Source organism: Xenorhabdus sp. XBWT, assembly GCF_059072735.1.
In genome coordinates this window covers 2789981-2814425 of the sequence record NZ_CM180990.1, presented here as the reverse complement: position 1 = coordinate 2814425, position 24445 = coordinate 2789981, and the positions used below count along the sequence as shown (strand labels likewise).

The 24445-nt window shown below is 47.7% G+C and carries 4 protein-coding genes and 1 pseudogene; 3 read left to right on the top strand and 2 right to left on the bottom strand.

What is annotated here, in order from left to right; translation table 11 throughout:
- Positions 1 to 97: 97 nt before the first annotated feature.
- The 3 genes and pseudogenes from AC5JQI_RS12285 to AC5JQI_RS12275 all read left to right on the top strand — a co-directional run.
- A pseudogene (locus AC5JQI_RS12285) lies at positions 98 to 9823 on the top strand (amino acid adenylation domain-containing protein); the annotation flags it as partial.
- 154 nt (positions 9824 to 9977) lie between these two features.
- Positions 9978 to 20816 (top strand): non-ribosomal peptide synthetase, encoded by a 10839-nt coding sequence (locus AC5JQI_RS12280; RefSeq protein WP_493912373.1) that lies wholly within the window; start codon positions 9978 to 9980, stop codon positions 20814 to 20816.
- A gap of 430 nt (positions 20817 to 21246) precedes the next feature.
- On the top strand, positions 21247 to 21873 hold the full coding sequence (locus AC5JQI_RS12275; RefSeq protein ID WP_493912372.1) for a beta/gamma crystallin domain-containing protein: 627 nt from the start codon (positions 21247 to 21249) through the stop codon (positions 21871 to 21873).
- A 331-nt stretch (positions 21874 to 22204) separates the two neighbouring features.
- On the opposite strand, the gene AC5JQI_RS12270 is transcribed toward AC5JQI_RS12275, so the two are convergent.
- Entirely contained in the window at positions 22205 to 23242 is a 1038-nt protein-coding gene (locus AC5JQI_RS12270) for an IS630 family transposase (RefSeq protein ID WP_493914670.1), read from the bottom strand.
- 46 nt (positions 23243 to 23288) lie between these two features.
- Complete coding sequence (locus tag AC5JQI_RS12265; RefSeq protein WP_493912371.1) at positions 23289 to 23900, bottom strand: transposase; 612 nt, start codon at positions 23898 to 23900, stop codon at positions 23289 to 23291.
- Positions 23901 to 24445: the final 545 nt, after the last annotated feature.

Below are 24445 nucleotides of genomic sequence, written 5' to 3'. Positions count from 1 at the left end.
TGAGCTCTCATCTCTACCATTAGCTGAACGCAGAAGACTACTTGAGTTAGCCAAATTAGCAAAACTAACCCGCCAGCCGACTCAAAAAACAGAAATCATGACTCAGGCTCGCAGTAATGGCGTGCCCTTATCCTGGGCACAGCAACGCTTATGGTTCCTCGCTCAATTAGATCCGGCAGCACAGGCAGCGTACCATATGTCGGCAGGTCTTAACCTGCAAGGCAAGCTGAATTTAAATGCCCTGCAAGCCGCCTTGAATCGCATCGTCGCACGCCATGAGATTTTGCGTACGACTATTGCTATGGTAGATGATGAAGCACAGCAAATCATCGGTAACCCAGACTGTGGGTTTTCCCTGAAACAAGAAGATCTGAGTCAACTTTCTTCAGAAAAACCGGCCCCAGAACAGCAAAAGGTGATTGAGAAAGCGGCTTATCTTGAGGCAAACCATCCTTTTGATTTTGTTAATGGCCCACTGGTACGGGGACGATTGCTGAAACTGGCAGAAGATAAGCATATTCTGCTGTTGACCCAACATCACATTATCTCCGATGGTTGGTCAGTCAGCATACTAATGAATGAACTGTCCACGCTTTATCACGCATTCAGCCAAGGGCAGACAGATCCAATGCCTGATCTGACTATCCAGTATGCTGACTATGTTCTCTGGCAACAAAAATGGCTACAGGGCGAGGTGCTGGAAAAACAGGTCAATTTCTGGCGAGACACTTTACAGGATGCTCCCGCCCTTTTGGAATTGCCGACCGACCGGCCACGTCCGGCAAAACAAAGTTATATCGGCGGGCGAGTAAACCTGACTCTGCCACCCACATTACAGGCGGGATTAAAAGATCTCAGCCAACGCCATGGTACGACTTTATTCATGACGTTATTGGCCGGATGGGCCACTCTGTTATCTCGCGTCAGCGGTCAAGACGATATTGTGATCGGTACTCCTGTCGCCAACCGCCAACAACCAGAATTAGCCTCTTTAATCGGCTTGTTTGTCAATACGTTGGCTCTGCGGGTGCAGTTGCACCATAACCCCACCGTCAGTGAACTGCTGGCACAAGTGAAAGAACAGGCAATCAATGCTTATGCCCATCAAGACCTGCCTTTCGAACAACTGGTCGAAACCCTGCAACCATCACGCAGTTTGAGCCATAGCCCAATCTTTCAGGTTATGTTGGCAACAAATAATACGCCGGGACAACGGCATTTTGAGTTACCCGGATTGATACTGGATGAACGGCCGTTAATCAGGGACAGCTCTTATTTTGACCTGACATTGAGCCTTGATGAGACTGAAGAAGGTTTAGTGGGCGATCTGGAATATGCCAGTGATTTGTTTGACCATACCACGATTGAGCGCATGGCGGGTCACTTATACACCTTACTGGCGGCAATGGTAGAAAATGACACTCAACGAGTAGCTGAACTGCCGTTGATGGAGCCACAACAGCGCAAACAATTACTGGTGGATTTTAACAACACGGAACTGGTTTATTCTCAGGATAAACTGATCCACCAGCTGTTTGAACAACAGGCAGAATCAAGACCTGACGCTATCGCACTGGTATACCAAGATACCCAACTGACTTATTCGGAACTGAACCAACACGCCAACCAACTGGCTCACAGCCTGATAGCATCTGGTATACGACCAGACGATCGCATAGCTCTGTGTGTTGATCGCAGTCTGGATATGATCATTGGCATGTTCGGCATTCTCAAAGCCGGAGCGGGTTATGTTCCATTAGATCCAGAATACCCCGCCGAACGACTGGCTTATCAATTATCAGACAGCACACCGAAGTTACTGCTGACCCAACAACACTTGCAGGCTAATTTACCGGTTGCGGACGTTCCGGTCTGGTTATTGGATGATAAAAATCATCAGGATACTCTGGCACAACAGCCGATCCATAATCCTGATGCCAGTCAACTGGGTCTTTTGCCACACCATCTGGCCTATGTCATCTATACCTCTGGTTCAACCGGTCTGCCCAAAGGGGTCATGCTGGAACACCGCAATGTGATCAGTTTTATTCATGCCCAACACCTGATCAGCCAGCCTCAGCCAGAAGATCGCATACTGCAATTTGCAACAATGGCATTTGACACCTCCGTGTCTGATATTTTCCCAACACTGGCAGCGGGAGCGACTCTGATTCTGCGCCCTGCCCATATCCGCGTACCGGATACAGCATTTATCGATTTTTTGAATCAGCACCAGATCACCATTATAGATGTACCAACCGCTTTCTGGCACCAATGGGTACAAGAGATGAAAGCGGGCCGGACTGGTTTCAGCCTCTATCTGAATACCGTGATTGTTGGCGGGGAGAAAGCAGAATATCGCCACTTGGTGGATTGGCAATCATTGCCGGATACTCAGTTCTGCCACTGGATCAATTCCTACGGCCCAACTGAAACCACCGTTACAGCAACAAACCTGATTCTGAATGGAGAAGATTCGTATCACATCACCGGCTCTGTTCCGATTGGTCATCCAAACGCCAATAGCAAAATTTATATTTTGGATACCTATGGTCAGCCAGTCCCTATCGGTGTCAGCGGAGAAATTCACATTGGCGGTGCGGGCGTTGCCCGTGGTTATCTGCATCGGCCGGAGCTGACAGCAGAACGCTTCGTACTCGACCCATTCAGCAAATACCCCGATGCCCGCATGTATAAAAGTGGTGATTTGGGCCGATGGTTGCCAAACGGTACCATCGAATATCTGGGACGCAATGATTTTCAGGTCAAAATACGTGGTTTTCGTATTGAACTAGGCGAAATAGAAGCACAACTGGCGGCCTGTGAAGGCGTCAAAGATGCCGTGGTGATTGTCCGCGAAGAAGCGACGGGTGATAAACGTCTGGTAGCCTACCTCATACCACAACCTGATGTGACACTGAAACCCGCGCAGCTACGTGAACAACTAAGCACCTACCTGGCGGAGTACATGATCCCCAGCGCATTTGTCATGCTGGACGCGTTCCCGCTGACCGGAAGCGGCAAACTGGATCGCAAAGCCCTGCCAGAACCTGATCGCACTGCCATTGCCAGTCGGGAATATGAAGCACCTCAAGGTGAAACCGAACAGAAAATGGCAGAAGTCTGGCAATCCCTGCTGGGACTGGAGCAGGTGGGACGTCATGACAACTTCTTTGAATTGGGCGGGCACTCTTTACTGACAGTGCAGATGGCTTCCCGTTTACGTCAGGCACTCAATATTAAAGTTGATTTACAGGATCTATTCACTCATCCAATTCTGGCGGATTTGGCTCAATCATTAAATACAATTAACCCGCCGGCACAGCAATTAGCACAACAAACAATATCACCGGCCAACCGGCAGCAGGTTATTCCGCTATCCTGGGCCCAACAACGCCTATGGTTCCTGGCTCAGTTAGATGCTGCCGCCCAGACGGCATACCACATTTCCGGCGGTTTGCGTCTGAAAGGTAACCTGAGCCAGAGTGCCCTGCAAGCGACATTGGACAGAATTATTGCCCGTCATGAAATTTTGCGTACGACGATAAAAATGACAGATGGTGTCGCTCAGCAAATCATTGCGGAAGCTGACTGCGGTTTTAATTTAACGTTCAAAGATCTCAGCCGGTTAACTGACGCAGAAAAACAAACCGCCATTGATGAAGCCGCACAGTTTGAGAGCAACCATCCTTTTGACTTTGAAACTGACCCATTAATTCGCGGTCAACTGCTGCAACTCGCAGAAGACGAACATGTGATGTTATTAACCCAGCACCACATGATTTCAGATGGCTGGTCACTGAATGTCCTGATGTATGAGCTGACTACCCTTTATCGTGCTTTCCATCAGGGGCTGCCTGATCCTCTGTCGGTGCTGAAACTCCAGTATGCTGACTATGCCCTTTGGCAGCGTCAGTGGCTACAGGGCGAAGTCCTCGAAAGACAAGTAAATTTCTGGCGTGATGCACTGCAAGGTGCGCCAGCTTTATTGGAATTGCCTACAGACAGAGCACGTCCTGCGGTGCAGAGCTATCGTGGGGATCAGGTGGCGTTTACCCTCTCCCCTGAGTTGAGTGATGGCCTAAAAACACTGAGCCAGCGCCATAGCTCCACCCTATTTATGACATTACTGGCAGCTTGGTCAATCTTGCTTTCCCGCATCAGTGATCAACAGGATATTGTTATTGGGACACCTGTCGCTAACCGACAGCACAGTGAATTAGAACCCTTGATCGGTTTCTTCGCCAATACGCTGGCACTCAGGGTTAAATTGGAAGACAACCCCACAATCAGCTCATTATTGGCACAAGTGAAAGCCCATGCACTGGAAGCCTATGTCCATCAGGATCTGCCCTTCGAGCAACTGGTTGAAACCCTGCAACCACCACGCAGCCTGAGCCATAGTCCGATTTTTCAGGTCATGCTCGCGCTGGATAACACACCAATACAGCAATCGCTTGAGTTATTGGATTTAACGCTGGATGAACTGCCTTCTACCCGCCAAAGTACTCATTTTGATCTGTCACTTTCCATGAATGATACCGAAAATGGATTAGCCGGCGAACTGGAATATGCCAGCGATCTGTTTGATCGTACCAGCATTGAGCGCCTTGCCAGTTATCTGCAAACTCTGCTGGCAGCGATGGTCGAAGATGATTCACTGAAAGTGGAAGACCTGCCACTGCTGCAACCACAACAGCGCAACCAGTTATTGGTGGAGTTCAACGATACTGCGCTGAGTTATCCGCAAGATAAGTTGATTCATCAACTGTTCGAGCAACAAGTGGAACAGACCCCTGATGCGATTGCGCTTATCTTTGGTGACAGCCAACTGAGTTACGCCGAACTCAACCACCATGCCAACCAACTGGCGCATTACCTGATAGCCTCAGGTGTCCGTCCTGATGACCGTATTGCTATCTGTGTTGATCGCAGTCCGGACATGATCATTGGCATGTACGGTATTATCAAGGCCGGAGCGGGCTATCTCCCCCTTGATCCAGAATACCCTGCTGAGCGTCTGGCCTATCAGTTGTCAGACAGTAAACCTGCATTATTGCTGACCCAGCAACATTTACAGGCTCGCTTGCCAGTACAAGACATTCCCGTCTTGTTGCTGGATGATGCAAACCATCGCAATACCGTGGCACAACAAACCAGCCATAATCCTGATGTCCGCCAAATGGGGCTTCATCCGCACCATCTGGCTTATATTATCTATACCTCCGGTTCGACCGGACAGCCCAAAGGCGTGATGCTGGAACATCGCAATGTAGTGAACTTTATCCACGCGCAACATAAAACCAGCGAACCCAAAGCGGGAGATCGTATCCTGCAATTTGCCACTATGGCATTTGATACATCAGTCTCTGATATTTTCCCGACTCTTGCATCCGGTGCCACACTGGTTCTGCGTCCGCCCCATATCAGAATACCGGATATGACATTTGTCTCATTCTTGCGCGAGCAGAAAATCACCATCATGGATATGCCAACCGCGTTCTGGCATCACTGGGTACAGGAGATGACGGAAGGCCGCAGTGGTTTCAGTCCTTACCTGCGCACCATTATTGTTGGTGGCGAGAAAGCGGAGTACCGCCACTTAATGAATTGGTTGTCGAGTCCAGAAACGCAATCCTGCCGCTGGATCAACTCCTATGGCCCGACTGAAACAACCGTCATTGCCACCACCCTGAAATTGGATAACAAAGAATCTGTTTCTTTCGAAAACACAATTCCAATTGGTTATCCGTTGCCTAATAGCTGCATTTATATTTTGGATACGCATGGTCAGCCAGTTCCCATCGGGGTAAGCGGAGAAATCCATATTGGCGGCGCAGGGGTTGCCCGTGGCTATCTGAACCGACCAGATTTAACAGAAGAGAAATTCATTTCCGATCCATTCAGCAAGCAACCGGATGCCCGTATGTATAAAACGGGGGATTTAGGACGCTGGCTGCCCAATGGCACCATTGAATATCTGGGACGCAATGACTTTCAGGTCAAGATACGCGGTTTCCGTATTGAATTGGGCGAGATTGAAACCCAGTTGGCGGCTTGTGAAGGCGTCAGTGATGCTGTGGTGATTGCCCGTGAAGAAGGCATGGGTGATAAGCGTCTGGTTGCCTATTTAATCCCACAATCAGGGGTCACTCTCAGCCCGTCCCATTTGCGTGAGCAACTGAGCACCAGCCTGATGGAACATATGCTTCCTAGTGCGTTTGTCATGCTGGATGCTTTCCCCCTCTCCGCCAACGGAAAACTGGATCGCAAAGCACTGCCGGCACCGGATCGTACAGCCATCGTCAGCCGCGAATACGAAGCGCCACAAGGTGAAACCGAACAACAACTGGCTGTGGTCTGGCAATCCCTGCTGGGTCTGGAACAGGTGGGGCGCCATGACAATTTCTTTGAGCTGGGTGGACATTCGCTGCTGGTGGTCAATCTGATCGAAGAACTGCGTCAGCTTAACCTGTCCCTTGAAGTCAGTGCCGTCTTCTCTGCGCCAACACTGGCAGCCATGAGTTCCCGCTTAAATCAGAATACTGTTCAGGGTGTCACCTTACTGACTGTTCCGCCGAATCTGATCAGTGAAAATAGTCAGGCCATTACGCCAGACATGCTGCCACTGGTGGAATTGACGCAAGACCAGATTGACAGCGTAGTTAACCTCGTGCCGGAGGGTGTCACAAATATTCAGGATATTTATCCTCTGGGACCTTTGCAGGCAGGCATCCTGTTCCACCATTTGCTGGAAACAGAAGGTGATATTTATCTGGACAGCCAGCTTATGGCTTTTGACAGCCGGACACGCCTGGATAACTTCTTACACGTGTTCCAGCAGGTAATTGATCGGCACGATATCCTGCGCAGCGCTGTCCATTGGCAGGAGCTGCCGGAACCCGTACAAGTGGTCTATCGTCGTGCGCCACTGCCAATTACGGAACTCACATTATCCACGGAAGAAAAGGCTGAGATACAGTTACGCCGCTCTACCGACCCGCGCACAGTCAGGATGGATATCACCAAAGCCCCTCTTCTGGAAGCGCACATTGTTCAAGATCCTGAATCTGGACAATGGTTGCTCTCCTTACTGCATCACCATTTAGTTTGCGATCACGTATCACTGGATATGATCTTCAATGAAGTGAAAGCCCTGTTCTTGGGAGAAGGAGACAGCTTACCCGCCCCGCTGCCTTATCGTAATTTTATCGCTCAAACCCGCAGTGTCCCGCTGGAAGCACATCAGGATTATTTCCGCAAACTGTTGGGCGATGTGGATGAACCTACTCTGCCATTCGGATTGTTGGATGTGCAAAGTGGGAGTCATGAAAGTAGCAACCATGATGAAGGCCAACATAACGAGATAGTGGAAGATGTCATCACGCTTGATAGCAACCTGGCTCACAATCTTCGGGAGTGCGCCCAGAAGCAGGGCATGAGTGTAGCGGTATTGTTCCATGTTGCATGGGCACAAGTACTGGCGAAATGCAGTGGACGGGATGATGTGGTATTCGGCACGGTTCTGCTGGGACGCTTGCAAGGCGGGATTGGCGCGTCACAAGTGCTCGGTATGTTTATCAATACTCTGCCTGTCCGTGTTCAATTACAGACACGCACTGTTCAGCAAGCCGTACAGGAAACCTATCAGCAATTGAGTGAATTACTGGATCACGAACAGGCGCCACTGGCAGTCGCCCAGCGTTGCAGTAGTATTCAGGCACCATTGCCATTGTTTAACAGCCTGCTCAATTTCCGCCATAGTCCACATGACGAAATGGAATCGACATCACAGGTCTGGGAAGGCGTGGAAATTCTCAGTGGGGAAGAGCGCAGTAATTATCCGCTGTCGCTGGACGTGGATGATTTTGATGATGGATTCGCCCTCACCGCACAATGCAGTCAGCAGATCGACCCGGCTCGCCTGAATGCTTATATGGAAATTGCGCTGAAAGAGATTGTATCTGCATTGCAACATGCACCGGAACACTCAATCGCAGCGATCGAAATCCTGCCTCCGGCAGAGCGCATTCAACTATTGGTGGATTTTAACGACACTGAACAAACCTATCCGCAGGATATGCTGATTCACCAATTATTTGAGCAACAAGCGGCTCGGACACCTGATACTCTTGCGCTGGTATCTGGTGATACCGAACTGAGTTACTCAGAGCTGAATTACCACGCCAACCAACTGGCACATAGCCTGATTGCCTTCGGCGTGTGCCCTGATGATCACGTGGCTCTGTGTGTTGAACGCAGTCCAGATATGATCATTGCCATGCTGGGGATTCTCAAGGCCGGTGCGAACTATGTTCCGCTCGATCCAGAATATCCCATTGATCGACTGGCCTATCAGTTATCTGACAGCAAGCCGGTATTACTGCTGACCCAGCAGCATTTACAGGCACGCTTACCGCTACAGAATGTGTCCTTCTGGTTACTGGATGATGCCGCCCACCGGAACAGCATGACACAACAGCCGGTGCATAATCCTGACGCCGAACAATTGGGGATTAAACCACACCATCTGGCCTATATCATTTATACCTCCGGCTCAACAGGACAGCCAAAAGGCGTGATGATTGAACACCGCAATGTAGCAGGCTTTATCCATGCTCAGCATCAGATCAGCCAGCCTCAGCCGGGAGATCGCATCCTGCAATTTGCAACAGTCGCATTCGATACATCGGTATCCGATATTTTCCCAACACTGACAGCCGGTGCAACGCTGGTTCTGCGCCCCGCGCATATTCGTGTACCGGATACGGAATTCGTTGATTATCTGAACCAGCAGAAGATTACTATCATCGATCTGCCGACTGCGTTCTGGCATCACTGGGTACAGGAAATGAAAGCAGGCCGCACCGGTTTCAGCACTTATTTACGTGCAATCATTGTTGGCGGAGAGAAAGCCGAATACCACCATTTGATGGATTGGCAGTCGCTTCCAGAGGTTCAGAACTGCCGCTGGATAAATACTTATGGCCCAACTGAGACCACGGTGATAGCCACTCACCTGATCGATAACCGCTCCAATCTAATCAACGGCGTTATTCCGATTGGCTATCCAAACGCCAATACTCAAATCTATATTCTGGACACCCTTGGTCATCCGGCTCCTTTCGGTGTGAGCGGAGAGATCTATATTGCCGGTACGGGTGTTGCCCGGGGTTATCTGAATCAACCAGATTTAACTGCGGAGAAGTTTGTTTCCGATCCATTCAGCAAGCAACCGGATGCCCGCATGTATAAAACGGGTGATTTGGGGCGCTGGCTGCCTGATGGCACCATTGAATATCTGGGACGCAATGATTTTCAGGTCAAAATCCGTGGCTTCCGCATTGAACTGGGCGAAATTGAAACGCAACTGCTGGCCTGCTCCGGTGTCAGGGAAGCGCTGGTTGTGGCTCGTGAAGAAGATAACGGTGATAAGCGACTGGTGGCCTATGTTATTCCGCAACCCGATGTTACACCGGATGTCAATAGCTTGCGTGAACAGCTTAATACCCATCTGGCTGGCTATATGATGCCCAACGCATTTGTCATTCTGGACGCTTTCCCTCTGACTGCAAGTGGAAAAGTCAATCGCAAAGCCCTGCCGGTTCCTGATCGTACTGCCATCGCCAGCCGTGAATACGAAGCGCCCGCAGGAGAAATCGAACAACAGGTTGCCGTCATCCTCCAGACTTTATTGAAATTAGAACAGGTGGGACGCCATGACAGCTTCTTTGATCTGGGTGGAAACTCCTTATCCATTATTCAACTAATGGCAAGGCTGCGTGATGAATTCCACCTTGAAATATCAATTCCAGACATCTTTGCTCATTCAACACTTTCTGAACTCGCTGCACTTATCGAGTCAAGACAAATTGAAACCTTTTTCGCACCAGAAGATATCGAGTCACTGCAAAACGAATTGGAGAACTTGTCTGAAGATGAACTGCGTGCCCTGTTAAACGGAGATAATTAATTAAATGAGTAACAACGAACAGACCCTGCTTAAACTAAGACAAGCAGTACTCCAGAAAAAAATTAAAGAACGCATCCAGAATAGTCAGGTTGCGAAAAAAAACCAGATTATGCCAAGAAGTGCGGATCAACAGACCCTCCCTCTTTCTTGGGCACAGCAGCGCTTGTGGCTCTTGGCACAGTTAGATCCTGCGGCGCAGACGGCATACCACATTCCCGGTGGCCTTCGCCTGCAAGGGCATTTAGATTTGAATGCCCTGCAAGCCGCATTGGACAGAGTTGTCACCCGTCATGAAATTTTGCGCACTACCATCAATATGGCGGAAGGCCAGGCCAGACAAATCATCGGCGAACCCGATTCCGGTTTCTTTTTGGCTATCGAAGATATCAGCCCCCTGCCAACAAAAGAACAGCAAACAGCTGTTGAAGAAATATCCCAGCAGGAAACCAGCCAACCTTTCGATTTCTCACAAGGCCCCCTGATTAGGGGGCGGTTACTCCGTTTGTCTGAACAAGATCATATTCTGCTGTTAACGCAGCACCACATTATTTCCGATGGCTGGTCACTCAATATTCTGTTAGATGAACTATCCACGCTTTATCATGCATTCAGTGAAGGACAGGATGATCCCCTGCCTCCCCTGACTCTTCAGTATGCCGATTATGCCCTTTGGCAACGACAATGGTTACAGGGTGAGGTGCTGGAAAAACAGGTGAATTTCTGGCGTGATACGTTGCAGGGTGCCCCTGCGCTTCTGGAACTGCCTACTGACAGACCGCGACCGGAAAAACAAAGTTACGGTGGGGGACGTATTGATATCGCCCTATCACCAGAATTAAGTACCGGATTGAAAACCCTCAGCCAGCGCCACGGAACAACCTTATTTATGACTCTGCTGGCAGGATGGGCAACATTGCTTTCCCGACTCAGCGGACAAACAGATGTTGTAATAGGCACCCCCGTTGCCAACCGCCAGCACCGCGAATTGGAACCGTTGATTGGTTTCTTTGTCAATACATTAGCATTGCGGGTTAAGTTGGATGGCAATCCAACTATCAGCGATTTGCTGGCACAGGTCAGAAACCATGCCCTAGAAGCCTATGCGCATCAGGATCTGCCATTCGAGCAACTGGTCGAAGTGCTGAAACCGCCCCGCAGTCTCAGCTACAGCCCGATCTTCCAAGTCATGATGTCGGTAGACAATACACCGGGACAACAGGATATCGAATTACCGGGAGCAACGATCAGTGCCATCAATCCCACCGAAAACATTTCACAATTCGCCCTGTCACTCTCGCTGAATGACACGGATAATGGTTTAATCGCCGACCTAGAATACTCTAGCGACTTGTTTGACCATGCCAGCGTTGAACGCATCGCCAGTTACCTGCAAACTTTGTTGACCGCGATGGTTGAGGATGATTCACAACGGGTAGAAAATTTACCGCTATTGCAACCGCAACAACGCGCCCAAGTGTTACTGGATTTCAATAATTCCGTCCTGCCATATCCAGAAACCCTGCTAATTCACCAAATGTTTGAGCAACAAGTGGAACGGACACCCGATGCTACCGCGCTGGTCTTTGGTGACAGCCAACTGAGCTATGCGGAACTGAACCGGCACGCCAACCAATTGGCTCATCATCTGATAGCTTCTGGTGTTCGTCCTGATGATCGCATCGCAATCTGCGCTGATCGCAGGCCCGATTTGATCATTGGTATATATGGCATTCTCAAAGCCGGTGCAGGTTATATCCCGCTCGATCCAGAATACCCTGCTGAACGTCTGGCCTATCAGTTATCAGACAGCAAGCCCGTGTTATTGCTGACTCAACAACATTTACAGGCCCGTTTACCTCTACAAGGTATGAATGTTTGGCTGCTGGATGATGCAAGTCATCAAGAAAATGTGGCACAACAACCAAACCACAACCCTGATGCCCATCAGCAGGGGCTTGAGCCACACCATCTGGCCTATATTATTTATACCTCCGGTTCGACCGGAATGCCCAAGGGTGTCATGCTGGAGCACCGCAACGTAGTGGACTTTATCCATGCTCAGTTCGAAGCCAGTGAACCTGAGCCGGGTGATCGTATCCTGCAATTTGCCACTATTGCATTTGATACTTCGGTATCTGATATTTTCCCGACCCTTGCATCCGGCGCGACGCTGGTTCTGCGTCCGCCTCATATCAGAATACCGGATAACACTTTTGTCTCTTTCTTGCGGGAACAGAAAATTACTATCATCGATCTGCCCACTGCGTTCTGGCACCACTGGGTACAAGAGATGATGGCGGGTCGCAGTAGTTTCAGCCCTTATCTGCATACCGTTATTGTCGGGGGTGAAAAGGCAGAACACCGCCACTTAATGAATTGGATGTCCAATCCGGAAACGCAATCCTGCCGCTGGATCAACACCTATGGCCCGACTGAAACAACGGTTACCGCCACAATATTGACCTTAACACCATTGTCCTTAACACCGGATGATAAACACGCCCCGTACCTTGCTCACGATATTCCGATTGGCTATCCGCAGCCCAATGTCCATATTTATATTCTGGATACACACGGGCAGCCTGTTCCTGTCGGCGTGAGCGGTGAACTCCACATCGGTGGTGTCGGTGTCGCCCGTGGTTATCTGAATCGGCCTGATTTAACCGCAGAAAAATTTGTTGCTGATCCATTCAGCGAAAAAACCAATGCCCGTATGTATAAAACCGGTGATTTAGGTCGCTGGCTGCCTAATGGCATGATTGAGTATGTGGGACGCAATGATTTTCAGGTCAAAATACGTGGTTTCCGCATTGAATTGGGCGAAATTGAAGCACAACTGGCAAATTGTGAAGGTGTCAGCGATGTGGTGGTGATCGCCCGTGAAGAGGGTATGGGAGATAAGCGTCTGGTGGCTTACCTGATCCCACACTCCGGTGTTATGCTCAGCCCATCTCACCTGCGTGAGCAACTCAGTACCCGATTGATGGATCATATGCTCCCCAGTGCGTTTGTCATGCTGGACGCTTTCCCGATGTCCGCCAACGGAAAATTGGATCGCAAAGCGCTGCCGGCACCTGATCGGACAGCTATCGTCAGCCGTGAATATGAAGCGCCACAAGGAGAAACCGAGCAAAAACTGGCGGCAATCTGGCAATCCCTGCTGAATTTAGAACAAGTGGGACGCCAAGATAACTTCTTTGAACTGGGCGGGCATTCATTGCTGGTTGTGAATCTGATCGAACAGCTACGCCAGCAAGGTCTGTCTCTTGATGTCAGTGCTGTATTCTCTGCGCCAACACTGGTCGCAATGAGCGCCCTTATCCGTCAAAATACCGACCAAACCGCCACCATGCAGGAAGTTCCGCCGAACCTGATCTTCGAAGATAGTCAGGTCATTACCCCTGATATGCTGCCGTTGGTGGAATTAGAGCAACATCAGATTGACCAGATTGTTGACCACGTAACGGGCGGTATTCCGAATATTCAGGATATCTATCCATTGGGACCTTTGCAGGAAGGCATTCTGTTCCACCACTTGCTGGAAACAGACGGTGATCTCTATCTGGATAACCATTTAATGGTTTTTGACAGCCGGGCGCGACTGGATAGATTCCTACAGGCTCTCCAGTATGTGATTGATCGACATGATATATTACGCAGTGCTGTCTACTGGAAAGAACTCCTCAAGCCAGTGCAAATCGTCTATCGTCAGGCTCCGTTGCCGATTGTTGAACATACGCTGTCAGTAGAAGAAAATGCCGAAACACAGTTGCGCCGTCTCACCGATACCAGTGCTGTGCGGGTGAATATCACCCAAGCACCATTACTGGCGGCTCATATTGCTCAGGATCCCGTTTCCGAACAATGGATGCTTTCTTTATTGTATCACCATTTAGTTTGCGACCATATCTCGCTGGATATTATCTTCAGTGAAATACAATCTCTGTTGTTAGGTGAGAGTGAAAACCTGCCGACACCTTTGCCTTATCGCAATTTTATCGCCGAGATCAGCAAAGTGCCGCTGGAAGTGCATCAGGCTTATTTCCGCGAACTGTTGGGCGATGTGGAAGAACCGACCTTGCCGTTTGGATTACTTGATGTACAGGGCGGAAACTTCAATGAAATAGTTGAAGATATCTTCACGCTGGATAGCGAACTGGCCTGCAATCTACGCGAGTGCGCGCGACAATTGGGCATGAGTTCTGCTGTGCTGTTCCATGTAGCATGGGCACAGGTACTGGCACGATGCAGCGGACAGAGTGATGTGGTATTTGGTACGGTACTTCTGGGACGTTTACAGGGCGGGGTCGGTGCTTCCGAAGTACTTGGCATGTTTATCAATACCTTGCCTATCCGCGTCAAGTTACAGGCGCGTTCCGTTAAGCAAGCCGTTCAGGAAACTTATCAGCAACTAAGCGCATTATTGGAACATGAACAGGCACCATTGGCCGTTGCCCAGCGTTGCAGTGGTATTCAGGCTCCATTGCCGCTGTTTAACAGTCTGCTCAACTTCCGTCACAGCCCACGTGAAAATGAAGAATTATTATCAATGGCCTGGGAGGGCATTCAAGAGCTGGAGAGTGAAGAACGCAGTAACTACCCGCTGTCACTGGATGTGGATGATTTTGATGATGGCTTTTCTCTCATTGCCCAATGCAGTCAGCAGATTAATCCGGCCCGCATCAATGCCTATATGAATGCAGCACTGAAAGGGATTGTGGCAGCACTGCGACACGCACCTGAACATGCTATTGAAGCAATTGATATCCTGTCACAGACAGAGCGCAATCAATTGCTGGAAGTTTTCAATGATACCGCCGCAGATCTTCCGCAAAATACATTTATTCACCAGCTGTTTGAACAACAGGCAGAACGCACACCAAATGCCATCGCGCTGGTTTTTGGTGATAGCCAGCTGAGTTATGCGGAACTGAACCGGCACGCCAACCAACTGGCACATAGCCTGATTGCGTCCGGCGTACGTCCTGATGATCGCATCGCAATTTGTGTTGACCGCAGTCTCGATATGATTATTGGCATGTACGGTATTCTCAAGGCCGGTGCGGGCTATATTCCGCTCGATCCGGAATACCCTGCCGAACGTCTGGCTTATCAACTATTTGATAGCAAACCAGCGGACAACAAGCCTGCGTTATTGCTGACCCAACAACATTTGCAAAAACGCCTGCCAACACAGGGAATGACCGTCTGGTTGCTGGATGATGAAACTTACCGCGGCAACGTGGCAAAACAGCCGGATCATAACCCTGATATCGGGCAGTTGGGGCTTCAGCCGCACCATCTGGCCTACATTATTTACACCTCAGGTTCAACAGGACAGCCTAAAGGGGTGATGCTGGAACACCGCAATGTGGTGAATTTTATTCACGCCCAGCACCAAACCAGCAACCCAAAACCGGGTGATCGCATCCTGCAATTCGCCACTGTGGCATTTGATACTTCGGTATCTGATATTTTCCCGACCCTTGCTTCCGGTGCCACACTGGTTCTGCGTCCGCCCCATATCAGAATACCGGATATGACATTTGTCTCATTCTTGCGCGAACAGAAAATCACCATCATGGATATGCCAACCGCGTTCTGGCATCACTGGGTACAGGAAATGATGGCGGGACGCAGCGGTTTCAGCTCCTATCTGCATACTATTATTGTTGGCGGAGAAAAAGCGGAATACCGCCATTTAGCGGGATGGCTGTCCAGTCCGGAAACCCAATCCTGCCGCTGGATCAACTCCTATGGCCCGACTGAAACGACGGTCATTGCCACGACATTGACGATCAATGACGAACATTCTCCGCATATTGCTGACAATATTCCGATTGGTCGCCCGTTGCCCAATACCCGCATCTATATTTTGGATAATCTCGGTCAACCTGTTCCTGTCGGAGTAAGCGGTGAGATCCATATTGGCGGGGCAGGCCTCGCCCGTGGTTATCTGAACAGACCAGAACTGACGGCAGAAAAATTTGTTGCTGACCCATTCAGTAAACAACCCGATGCCCGCATGTATAAAACCGGTGATTTGGGGCGCTGGCAGCCCAATGGCATGATTGAATATCTGGGACGCAACGATTTTCAGGTCAAGATACGCGGTTTCCGTATTGAGCTGGGTGAAATTGAAGCGCAATTGGCACACTGTGATGGTGTCAGCGATGCGGTGGTTATCGCCCGTGAAGAAGAGAATGGTGACAAGCGTCTGGTAGCCTATGTGATCCCACAAACCGGTGTCACGCTCACACCGGCAAACCTGCGCGAACAACTCAGCATCGGCCTGATGGATTATATGCTTCCCAGTGCGTTTGTCATGCTGGATACCTTCCCGATGTCCGCCAACGGAAAATTGGATCGCAAAGCGTTGCCGGCACCGGATCATGCCTCCACAGTCAGTCGGGAGTACGAAGCACCGCAAGGCGAAATCGAACGCAAACTGGCGGCTGTCTGGCAATCCCTGTTGAAATTAGAGCAGGTCGGGCGTTATGACAACTTCTTTGAATTAGGTGGACATTCCCTTCTGGTGGTCAGCCTGATTGAACAGCTGCGTCAACAGGGGCTGTCCATTGATGTCAGTGCCGTATTCGCTGCCCCGACACTGGCCTCCATGAGCACTCGTCTAAGCCAGAATAGTGATCATGATACTGACGAACTGGCTGTTCCGCCTAATTTGATCCATGCAGACAGCCAGATCATTACACCTGATATGCTGCCCTTAGTGGATTTAACACAAGAACAGATTGACCAGATTGTTGCCCAAGTACCGGATGGTATTTCCAATATTCAGGATATCTACCCACTCGGGCCATTGCAGGAAGGTATTCTGTTCCACCATTTACTGGAAGAAGAAGGCGATACTTATCTCGAAAACATTCTCATGGGCTTTAACAGCCGGACTCTGCTGGATAGTTTCTTGCAAGCACTTCAGCAGGTTATTGATCGGCATGATATCCAGCGCAGTGCTTTCCATTGGAAAAATCTGCCCATGCCCGTGCAAGTTGTACTCCGTGACGCTCCGCTACCGGTTACTGAATTCACGCTACTATCAGGTAAAAATGCTAAAACGCAATTACAGCGCCTGACCAACCCAGATACGATACGATTAGATATCACCAAAGCGCCACTATTGGCAGCTTATATCGCCAAAGATCCTGAGACTGAACAATGGTGGCTGAGTTTGTTACATCACCATCTGGTTTGTGACCATCTGTCACTGGAAATCATTTTTGGTGAAATACAAGCGATTCTCTTGGGCGAAGAAGACACACTGCCCTCTCCCCTGCCTTACCGCAATTTTATTGCCCAAATTCGTAAGGTTCCGATCGAAGTCCATAAAGCCTATTTCGAGCAATTATTGGGGGATATAGAAGAACCGACCCTACCTTTTGGATTGTTTGATGTTCAGGGCGGTAGCCGCGATGAGCGTGATGAAATTGTGGAAGATATCTTCACTCTGGACAGTGAACTTGCACAGCAAATCCGTGATTGTGCCCGTAAACAGGGTATCAGTTCAGCCGTCCTGTTCCACGTGGCATGGGCACAGGTATTGGCACAATGCTGTGGTCGTGAGGATGTGGTCTTCGGTACCGTTTTACTGGGACGGTTGCAAGGAGGCACGGGGGCTTCTCAGGTTCTTGGTATGTTTATCAATACCCTGCCTGTCCGTATTCAATTACAGGGACGCTCTGTTCTGCAAGTGGTACAGGAAACCTATCAACACTTAAGTGAATTGCTGGAACATGAACAGACACCTCTGGCAATAGCCCAGCGTTGCAGCGGTGTTCAGGCATCTTTGCCACTGTTTAACAACCTGCTCAATTTCCGCCACAGTCCGCGTGATGATGAACAATCCGGTTCAACAGCTTGGGAAGGCATTCAACAAGTGGAAATTGAAGAACGCAGTAACTATCCGCTGTCGCTGGATGTGGACGATTTTGATGACGGTTACGAAATCACGGCCCAATGCAACCGGCAAGTTAACCCTGTACGCATCAATGCTTATGTCAATGAAGCACTGAAAGGCATTGTGAAGGCACTGCAACGTTCCCCCGGACAATCAATCCGGTCAATCAATATTCTGCCTCCGGCAGAACGCATTCAGGTATTGGAGGATTTTAACGACACTGATTTGGATTATCCGCAGGATATGTTGATCCACCAATTGTTCGAACAGCAGGTGGAACGCACGCCTGATGCCACCGCACTGGTGTTCGGTCATGAACAATTGAGTTATACGGAACTGAACCGCCATGCTAACCAACTGGCACATCACCTGATTGCAGCGGGCGTACGCCCCGATGATCGCGTGGCACTTTATGTTGACCGCAGTCTGGATATGATTATTGGCATGTACGGTATTCTCAAAGCGGGAGCCGGTTATATTCCGCTCGACCCAGAGTATCCTGCTGAACGGTTGGCCTATCAGTTATCAGACAGTCAATCCGCGTTATTACTGACTCAGAAACACTTGCAAGAACGTTTGCCAACACAGGGAATGACCGTCTGGTTGCTGGACGATGATACTTACCGTGGTAACGTGGCGAAGCAACCCGAACATAATCCTGATATCGGTCAATTGGGGCTTCATCCGCACCATCTGGCCTATATTATTTATACCTCAGGTTCAACAGGACAGCCTAAAGGGGTGATGCTGGAACACCGCAATGTGGTGAACTTTATCCATGTGCAACACAATACCAGTGAACCCAAATTGGGAGATCGTATCCTGCAATTTGCCACCGTGGCGTTTGACACCTCGGTATCGGATATTTTCCCGACCCTTGCCTCAGGTGCTACTTTGGTTCTGCGCCCTGCTCATATCCGTGTGCCGGATGAAGAATTTGTCGCCCTGTTAAATGAACAGCAAATCACCATCATAGATATGCCGACGGCCTTCTGGCACCTATGGGTGCAAGAAATAGCAGCAGGACACTGTGGATTCGGCCGACACCTGCGTACAGTGATTGTCGGCGGTGAAAAAGCAGAACTGCGGCATTTAATAAGCTGGCAATCTATGCCGGAAACACAGTCCTGCTGCTGGATCAACACCTATGGCCCGACTGAGGCAACAGTCATAGCCACAGCTCTGACGCTGGATAAGCATCATGCTCCTGAGTTGACCAATAGCATTCCGATTGGCTATCCGCTGCCCAACACCCGCATTTATATTTTGGATATGCTCGGTCAGCCTGTCCCTCTCGGTATGAGCGGTGAAATCCATATTGCCGGCGCGGGGGTTGCCCGGGGTTACCTGAATCGGCCTGATTTAACCGCAGAGAAATTTGTTGCCGATCCATTCAGCGAAAAACCTGATGCCCGTATGTATAAAACGGGAGATTTGGGACGCTGGCTGCCCAATGGCATGATTGAATATCTGGGACGCAATGATTTTCAGGTCAAGATACGCGGCTTCCGTATTGAATTGGGTGAAATAGAAGAACAATTGGCTACCTGCAAAGGGGTCAGCGATGCGGTGGTCATTGCCCGCGAAGAAGAAAGTGGTGACAAACGTCTGGTAGCATATGTCACTCCACAATCAGGCGTCACGCTCACACCTTCCCAACTGCGTGAGCAATTAAGTGTCCGCTTGATGGAAAGTATGCTCCCCAGCGCGTTTGTCATATTGGATGCTTTCCCGCTGTCTGCCAACGGCAAACTGGATCGTAAGGCGCTACCCGTACCGGATGAATCCGCCATCATTACACAAGGGTACGAAGCGCCAATCGGAGAAATGGAAAATATCGTGGCTAACATCTGGCAAGAATGCCTCGGTTCAGGACGTGTTGGCCGACACGATCACTTCTTCGAATTGGGTGGGCATTCTCTGTTAACCCTGCAAATCGTGACACGCTTGCGTCAGGCTTTGAATATTAATGTCGCAGTACGTGATTTCCTTGCCCATCCGACCATCAGTGAGTTTGCCGCGTTTATCCGGTTGGGAGCCTCTCTGACCCAACAAACAAATTTAGTGACTGTTCGTCAAGGCAGTCGTCAAGATAGTCGCAAAGGTAACCACGCAGATAACGCCAAACCTGCACTGTTCCTTGTTCATCCTGTCGGAGGCGGCGTTGATTATGCTTACGAACTCGCCCCGTATATTGATGATAAGGAGATGGCTGTTTATGGGATCGTCGCCAATGATGTACAGGAGGAAGACGATACCCCAATCAGTTTGAAAGAGATGGCTAAAGAGTACGTTGAATGTATCCGTCAGGCACAAATTCACGGGCCTTACTGCCTTGCTGGCTGGTCTGTCGGAGGCTCGATTGCCTATGAAATGGCCTGTCTCCTGATTGCGGAGGGTGAAACCGTGCATTTTGTCGGTTTGCTTGATACCCATTCCACCTATGAAAATACGTTTACTCAAGAAAAAGTGGTGGCTGGATTAGAGTTTGATGAAATTTTTACTTTCACCGAACACGTACCAGACAATCTTTCCGGTAGTTTGGGAGAACAAATCGAAGAACTGATACTTAAGCGTGATTACAATGCAGTGTTAATGCTGACCCAAGAGAATAACCTGCTGCCGCAGGGCATTTCTCCTGAGAATATCAGGCAACATCTGCATCTATACCACAATATCTCAGTTGCCGCTTATTACCATTCTCCGTCGATATGTCCTGATGGCATGAATGTGACCCTATTCAGGGCGACGGAACAAGAACCAGATGCTGAACATAGCATTGCGCTTGGCTGGGATGAGATCATCCCGCCCGCTCAGTTGACCGTGATTAATATTACAGGTTCCCATGATACTATTCTGCAACAACCCAATATTCGATCGTTGGGTAAAGTATTACTGGATGACATAGTCATTAAGCAAGATCATTAAGATATTTGGGAGCGCCGTATATACGGCGCTCTTATTATACTGAAAATTTTGTACTGTGTTTCCACATCTGTTTGTGATAAGAAAAGAGATGTTTAATATCGGGCAACTAACTGAATACCTGAATATCTACTGTAACCAGATAATCAATGCTGTTAATTTTATTCAAAATGAGAGCGCCGAGTGTTTTTACCAGAATATTATAAGCTATACTTACGGTAAAAAGGAATACTATTAAATTTAACTCAACTCTAATAATAATATACATTACAAATAAAAACGGCATTATTTAATTATCAGCAATAGTCCAAATTTAAATTAATATTTTTTAAAATCAGGCCTCAATATAAAACCCTCTCATTATGTTGACATAAAATCCAGCTTCCTTATTCTGGTCATTCACTACCACAATAAAAATCTGGAGAAAACAATCATGTCTAAAGACAAATTAGTCAATGGTGCTATATTTTATACTCAAAAGAATTATGCTGGAGATTCCTATGAATATCCAGAAAATAGTACAGAAGTAAATTTAATTGGTACTCCATTAAATGATAAATTTCTTTCCGTTGAAATTGGCACGAACTCAATTGTGTTTGCCTGGCGACATGGCAATGATAATCAGTCCGGGCAAATTTATCGTGAATGGGACACAAGCCAAGCCGATATTAGTGATATTCAAGGATTATCTAAATTTGTTGTATCACCATCAAACCGTGAACTGTTAGCAGTGAAGTTAATTAACGAATCAGGTGTAGATCAAGTTTTCAGGGCAAATATCCAAACTTACAAAATCCCTAAAGCAGTAGAAATTTATTCAAATGGAGGTTATGAAATCGTTGGCTTAATACCGAAAGATGGTCAGGAATATGTTACATCCGTCGCGGTATTTGATCAGAACCACATTCCTGTTACTCAGGGTGCTATTTATTTTAAAGATAATGGTTCTGGCCTTGATATCATTACTTATGATACAACAAAACCTCCCTACATGCGGTTTGAAAACGCATCAGACTATCAAGTTATTTTGTATCTGGAAAATTTTACTACCCATAAGTAAGATAATCCTGAAATTATAAATAAAAATTCATTACTCTTTTTCAATATTATTGAAATAGAAAAAGGCTGATAAAATAGGCGTGCACTCTATATACATGCCTATTTTTTAATTAATTACTACCAATGGAAAATCTTCATTCTTACAATAAATGTTATCCATCATTATTCATTCTTGATCGTTGACTATATCAGGTTTTTCCGGTGTCAGTCTGACCAATCTCCCATCTTACTTTTCCCGCGCAATTAGCAAGATCAATAAAGCTAAAAACGACTCCATTACTCTGTAATTATTATGCTACCCTGAATTTTTCTTCACCCGTTAATATACGCAATTAACTTGAAGATGCAGGAATTAAAGTTTGGAAATTATCCGTCAGCCGAGTAGCCAATTCCTCTATTTTTTCGGGGAAGGTGACATGAAAGAAATGATGAAATGTTTCACGGAATGTTTTTGCATCCGGGAAATAGACATTGTTGCGTATCTGTTCATTCGCGTACTTCCATAATCGCTCAATCGGATTGAGATTAGGACTGTAAGGCGGCAGATAATGCAACTCAATATTCAGAACCTCGGCGAAAAATTTAACGATTTCAGCGCGATGGTAACCAGCTCCATCCAGAATAAGATGAATTTTTTGTGAAAGCGGATACGTTTCCCGGATGGCACCGAAAAACAGGACGACATTTTTGGCGTTAATCGTCGGATATTCACGAATAACGGTCTCTTCAATCCGTTGCAAATTGAGCGCCCCCATGAGATTGAGGCGAGTACGGCTTCCTGTCGTTTCAACCACTTTGACCTGCTCTCTTCCGCGTTTCATCCAACCGTAACTTAATTTTGTGGATTGGGTAGGATGCGTAGCATCAATAAACAAAATTGGCTCATGCCGACCACATTTCGTTTTCAGCGCGTTGTAAGTCTCAATAAATTGTTGCTGTTTATCCGCGTCGAATTTATGCGGCGTTCCCATCGGCTTTTTGTCACTGAATCCCTGACGATGGAGCCATTTTGTCATCCCGGATATCGTGAAAGTCACCTGCCAGTGTGCCCAGACATAATCCACAATTTGCGCGGTGGTGTGCATCAAATTGGCCGTCAGATATTCAACAAGTTCTACCGTTTGTTCGGCAGATAAACGACTTGCAGAGCCACCATTTTCAGGGGCCAGTTTTTCTTCAGAAAAGTAGTCTTTCAGATGGCGGCTCACCGTACTTTCATGAATACGCAAAGCCTGGGCAATCATTTGGGCAGTCCAGCCTTCCGATGCCAAAAGCACGGCCTTAATGCGATCACGCACACGTCCATCACGAGTCGTATCATGCATCAATTCGAGCGCGTTTTTTTGAGCATCTGTCAGGGTAATTTTTATAGACACAATCTTGATCTGATAGGAACGAAAAATCAAGCACCTTCAATTACGATTGGTATATCACCCATATCACCCATATCACCCACGATATTCTGGCGATCACCGGCCCAATACCGGGAATGGTGGTCAACCGTTGGCAGACATCGCTATCTTTGAAATACACGTCAATCATTTCGTTAAGTTCACTGATCCACGTCTGTAAACAGGATAATTGTTCAAGATACATCATGCCCAGATTTCTCAGGATAGGGGTTATCGCTGATTCACCGTCCTCGATAAACTCAAAGAGACCTTTTTTTAGTGAAGACAGTCCGGTCGGAAATATAACGCCTTCTTCTGAAAAAAGACTGCGGATCTGATTTGATTTTGCTGTTCTTGCCTGAATAGCCCCTTCCCGCGTTCGGTGCAATGACTGTAATGATTGCTGCTCAGCACTTTTTTTGGGCACGCAGTGAATATCCGGTCTTGTTACCGCCATACAGATAGCAGCAGCATCATTAGTATCATTTCCGATGAGTGCCTGCTCAAGAGTTGCAAAAAAACTCAATACATTGTTTCGACATAATTTACGTTTAATAGTGGCTATACCCCGATGGTTCGTTCGATAAACCTGAAAAATATTCTTGGCAATATCAAGAACGATGATGAGATTAGGCATAATCCTCTCTCAAAGCTGGTTGGATTTGATTGATGAATTTCCATCTTACTCCGTGAGGAGCGGAAGTTCATAACATCAGCTTCAATGAGTTCTGATGAAAATCCGTACTTTCTATCCTCATTATTCCAACATTGTAGATCATTTCCTTACTCACAGAAAAAGTTAAGATATATATTAATTTCACAATGTATGTATATTCAGAACACCTAAAAAGTGTTTCACCATATATTCTAAACACATGACCAATTATTTATTATAACATATTGATTATACATTAATTATTAGCAAGATGTTAATCACATTTTTTATAATAACCATTTCATCTTCATTATCTCTGTAGTTCAATAATTATATTTATGTTATGGTGTTTTTTATTTTAAAATTAATCACAAAAAACAAACCATTAAAATAACAATTAACAAAATCCTTAAATACAATTACCTTCCTAGTGCTTTTTAGTAAAAAATCATTTCTCCTTATAGAAAAGACTCATTCATTTTCTTCAATGATAAACAATACTTTCATTTATTATGCAATGAAAACAC

What these genes read in the sequence shown, in the direction of transcription:
- AC5JQI_RS12280 (WP_493912373.1), top strand. Translation starts at nt 9,978, where the DNA reads ATGAGTAACAACGAACAGACCCTGCTTAAACTAAGACAAGCAGTACTC.
- AC5JQI_RS12265 (WP_493912371.1), bottom strand. Translation starts at nt 23,900, where the DNA reads ATGCCTAATCTCATCATCGTTCTTGATATTGCCAAGAATATTTTTCAG.
- AC5JQI_RS12275 (WP_493912372.1), top strand. Translation starts at nt 21,247, where the DNA reads ATGTCTAAAGACAAATTAGTCAATGGTGCTATATTTTATACTCAAAAG.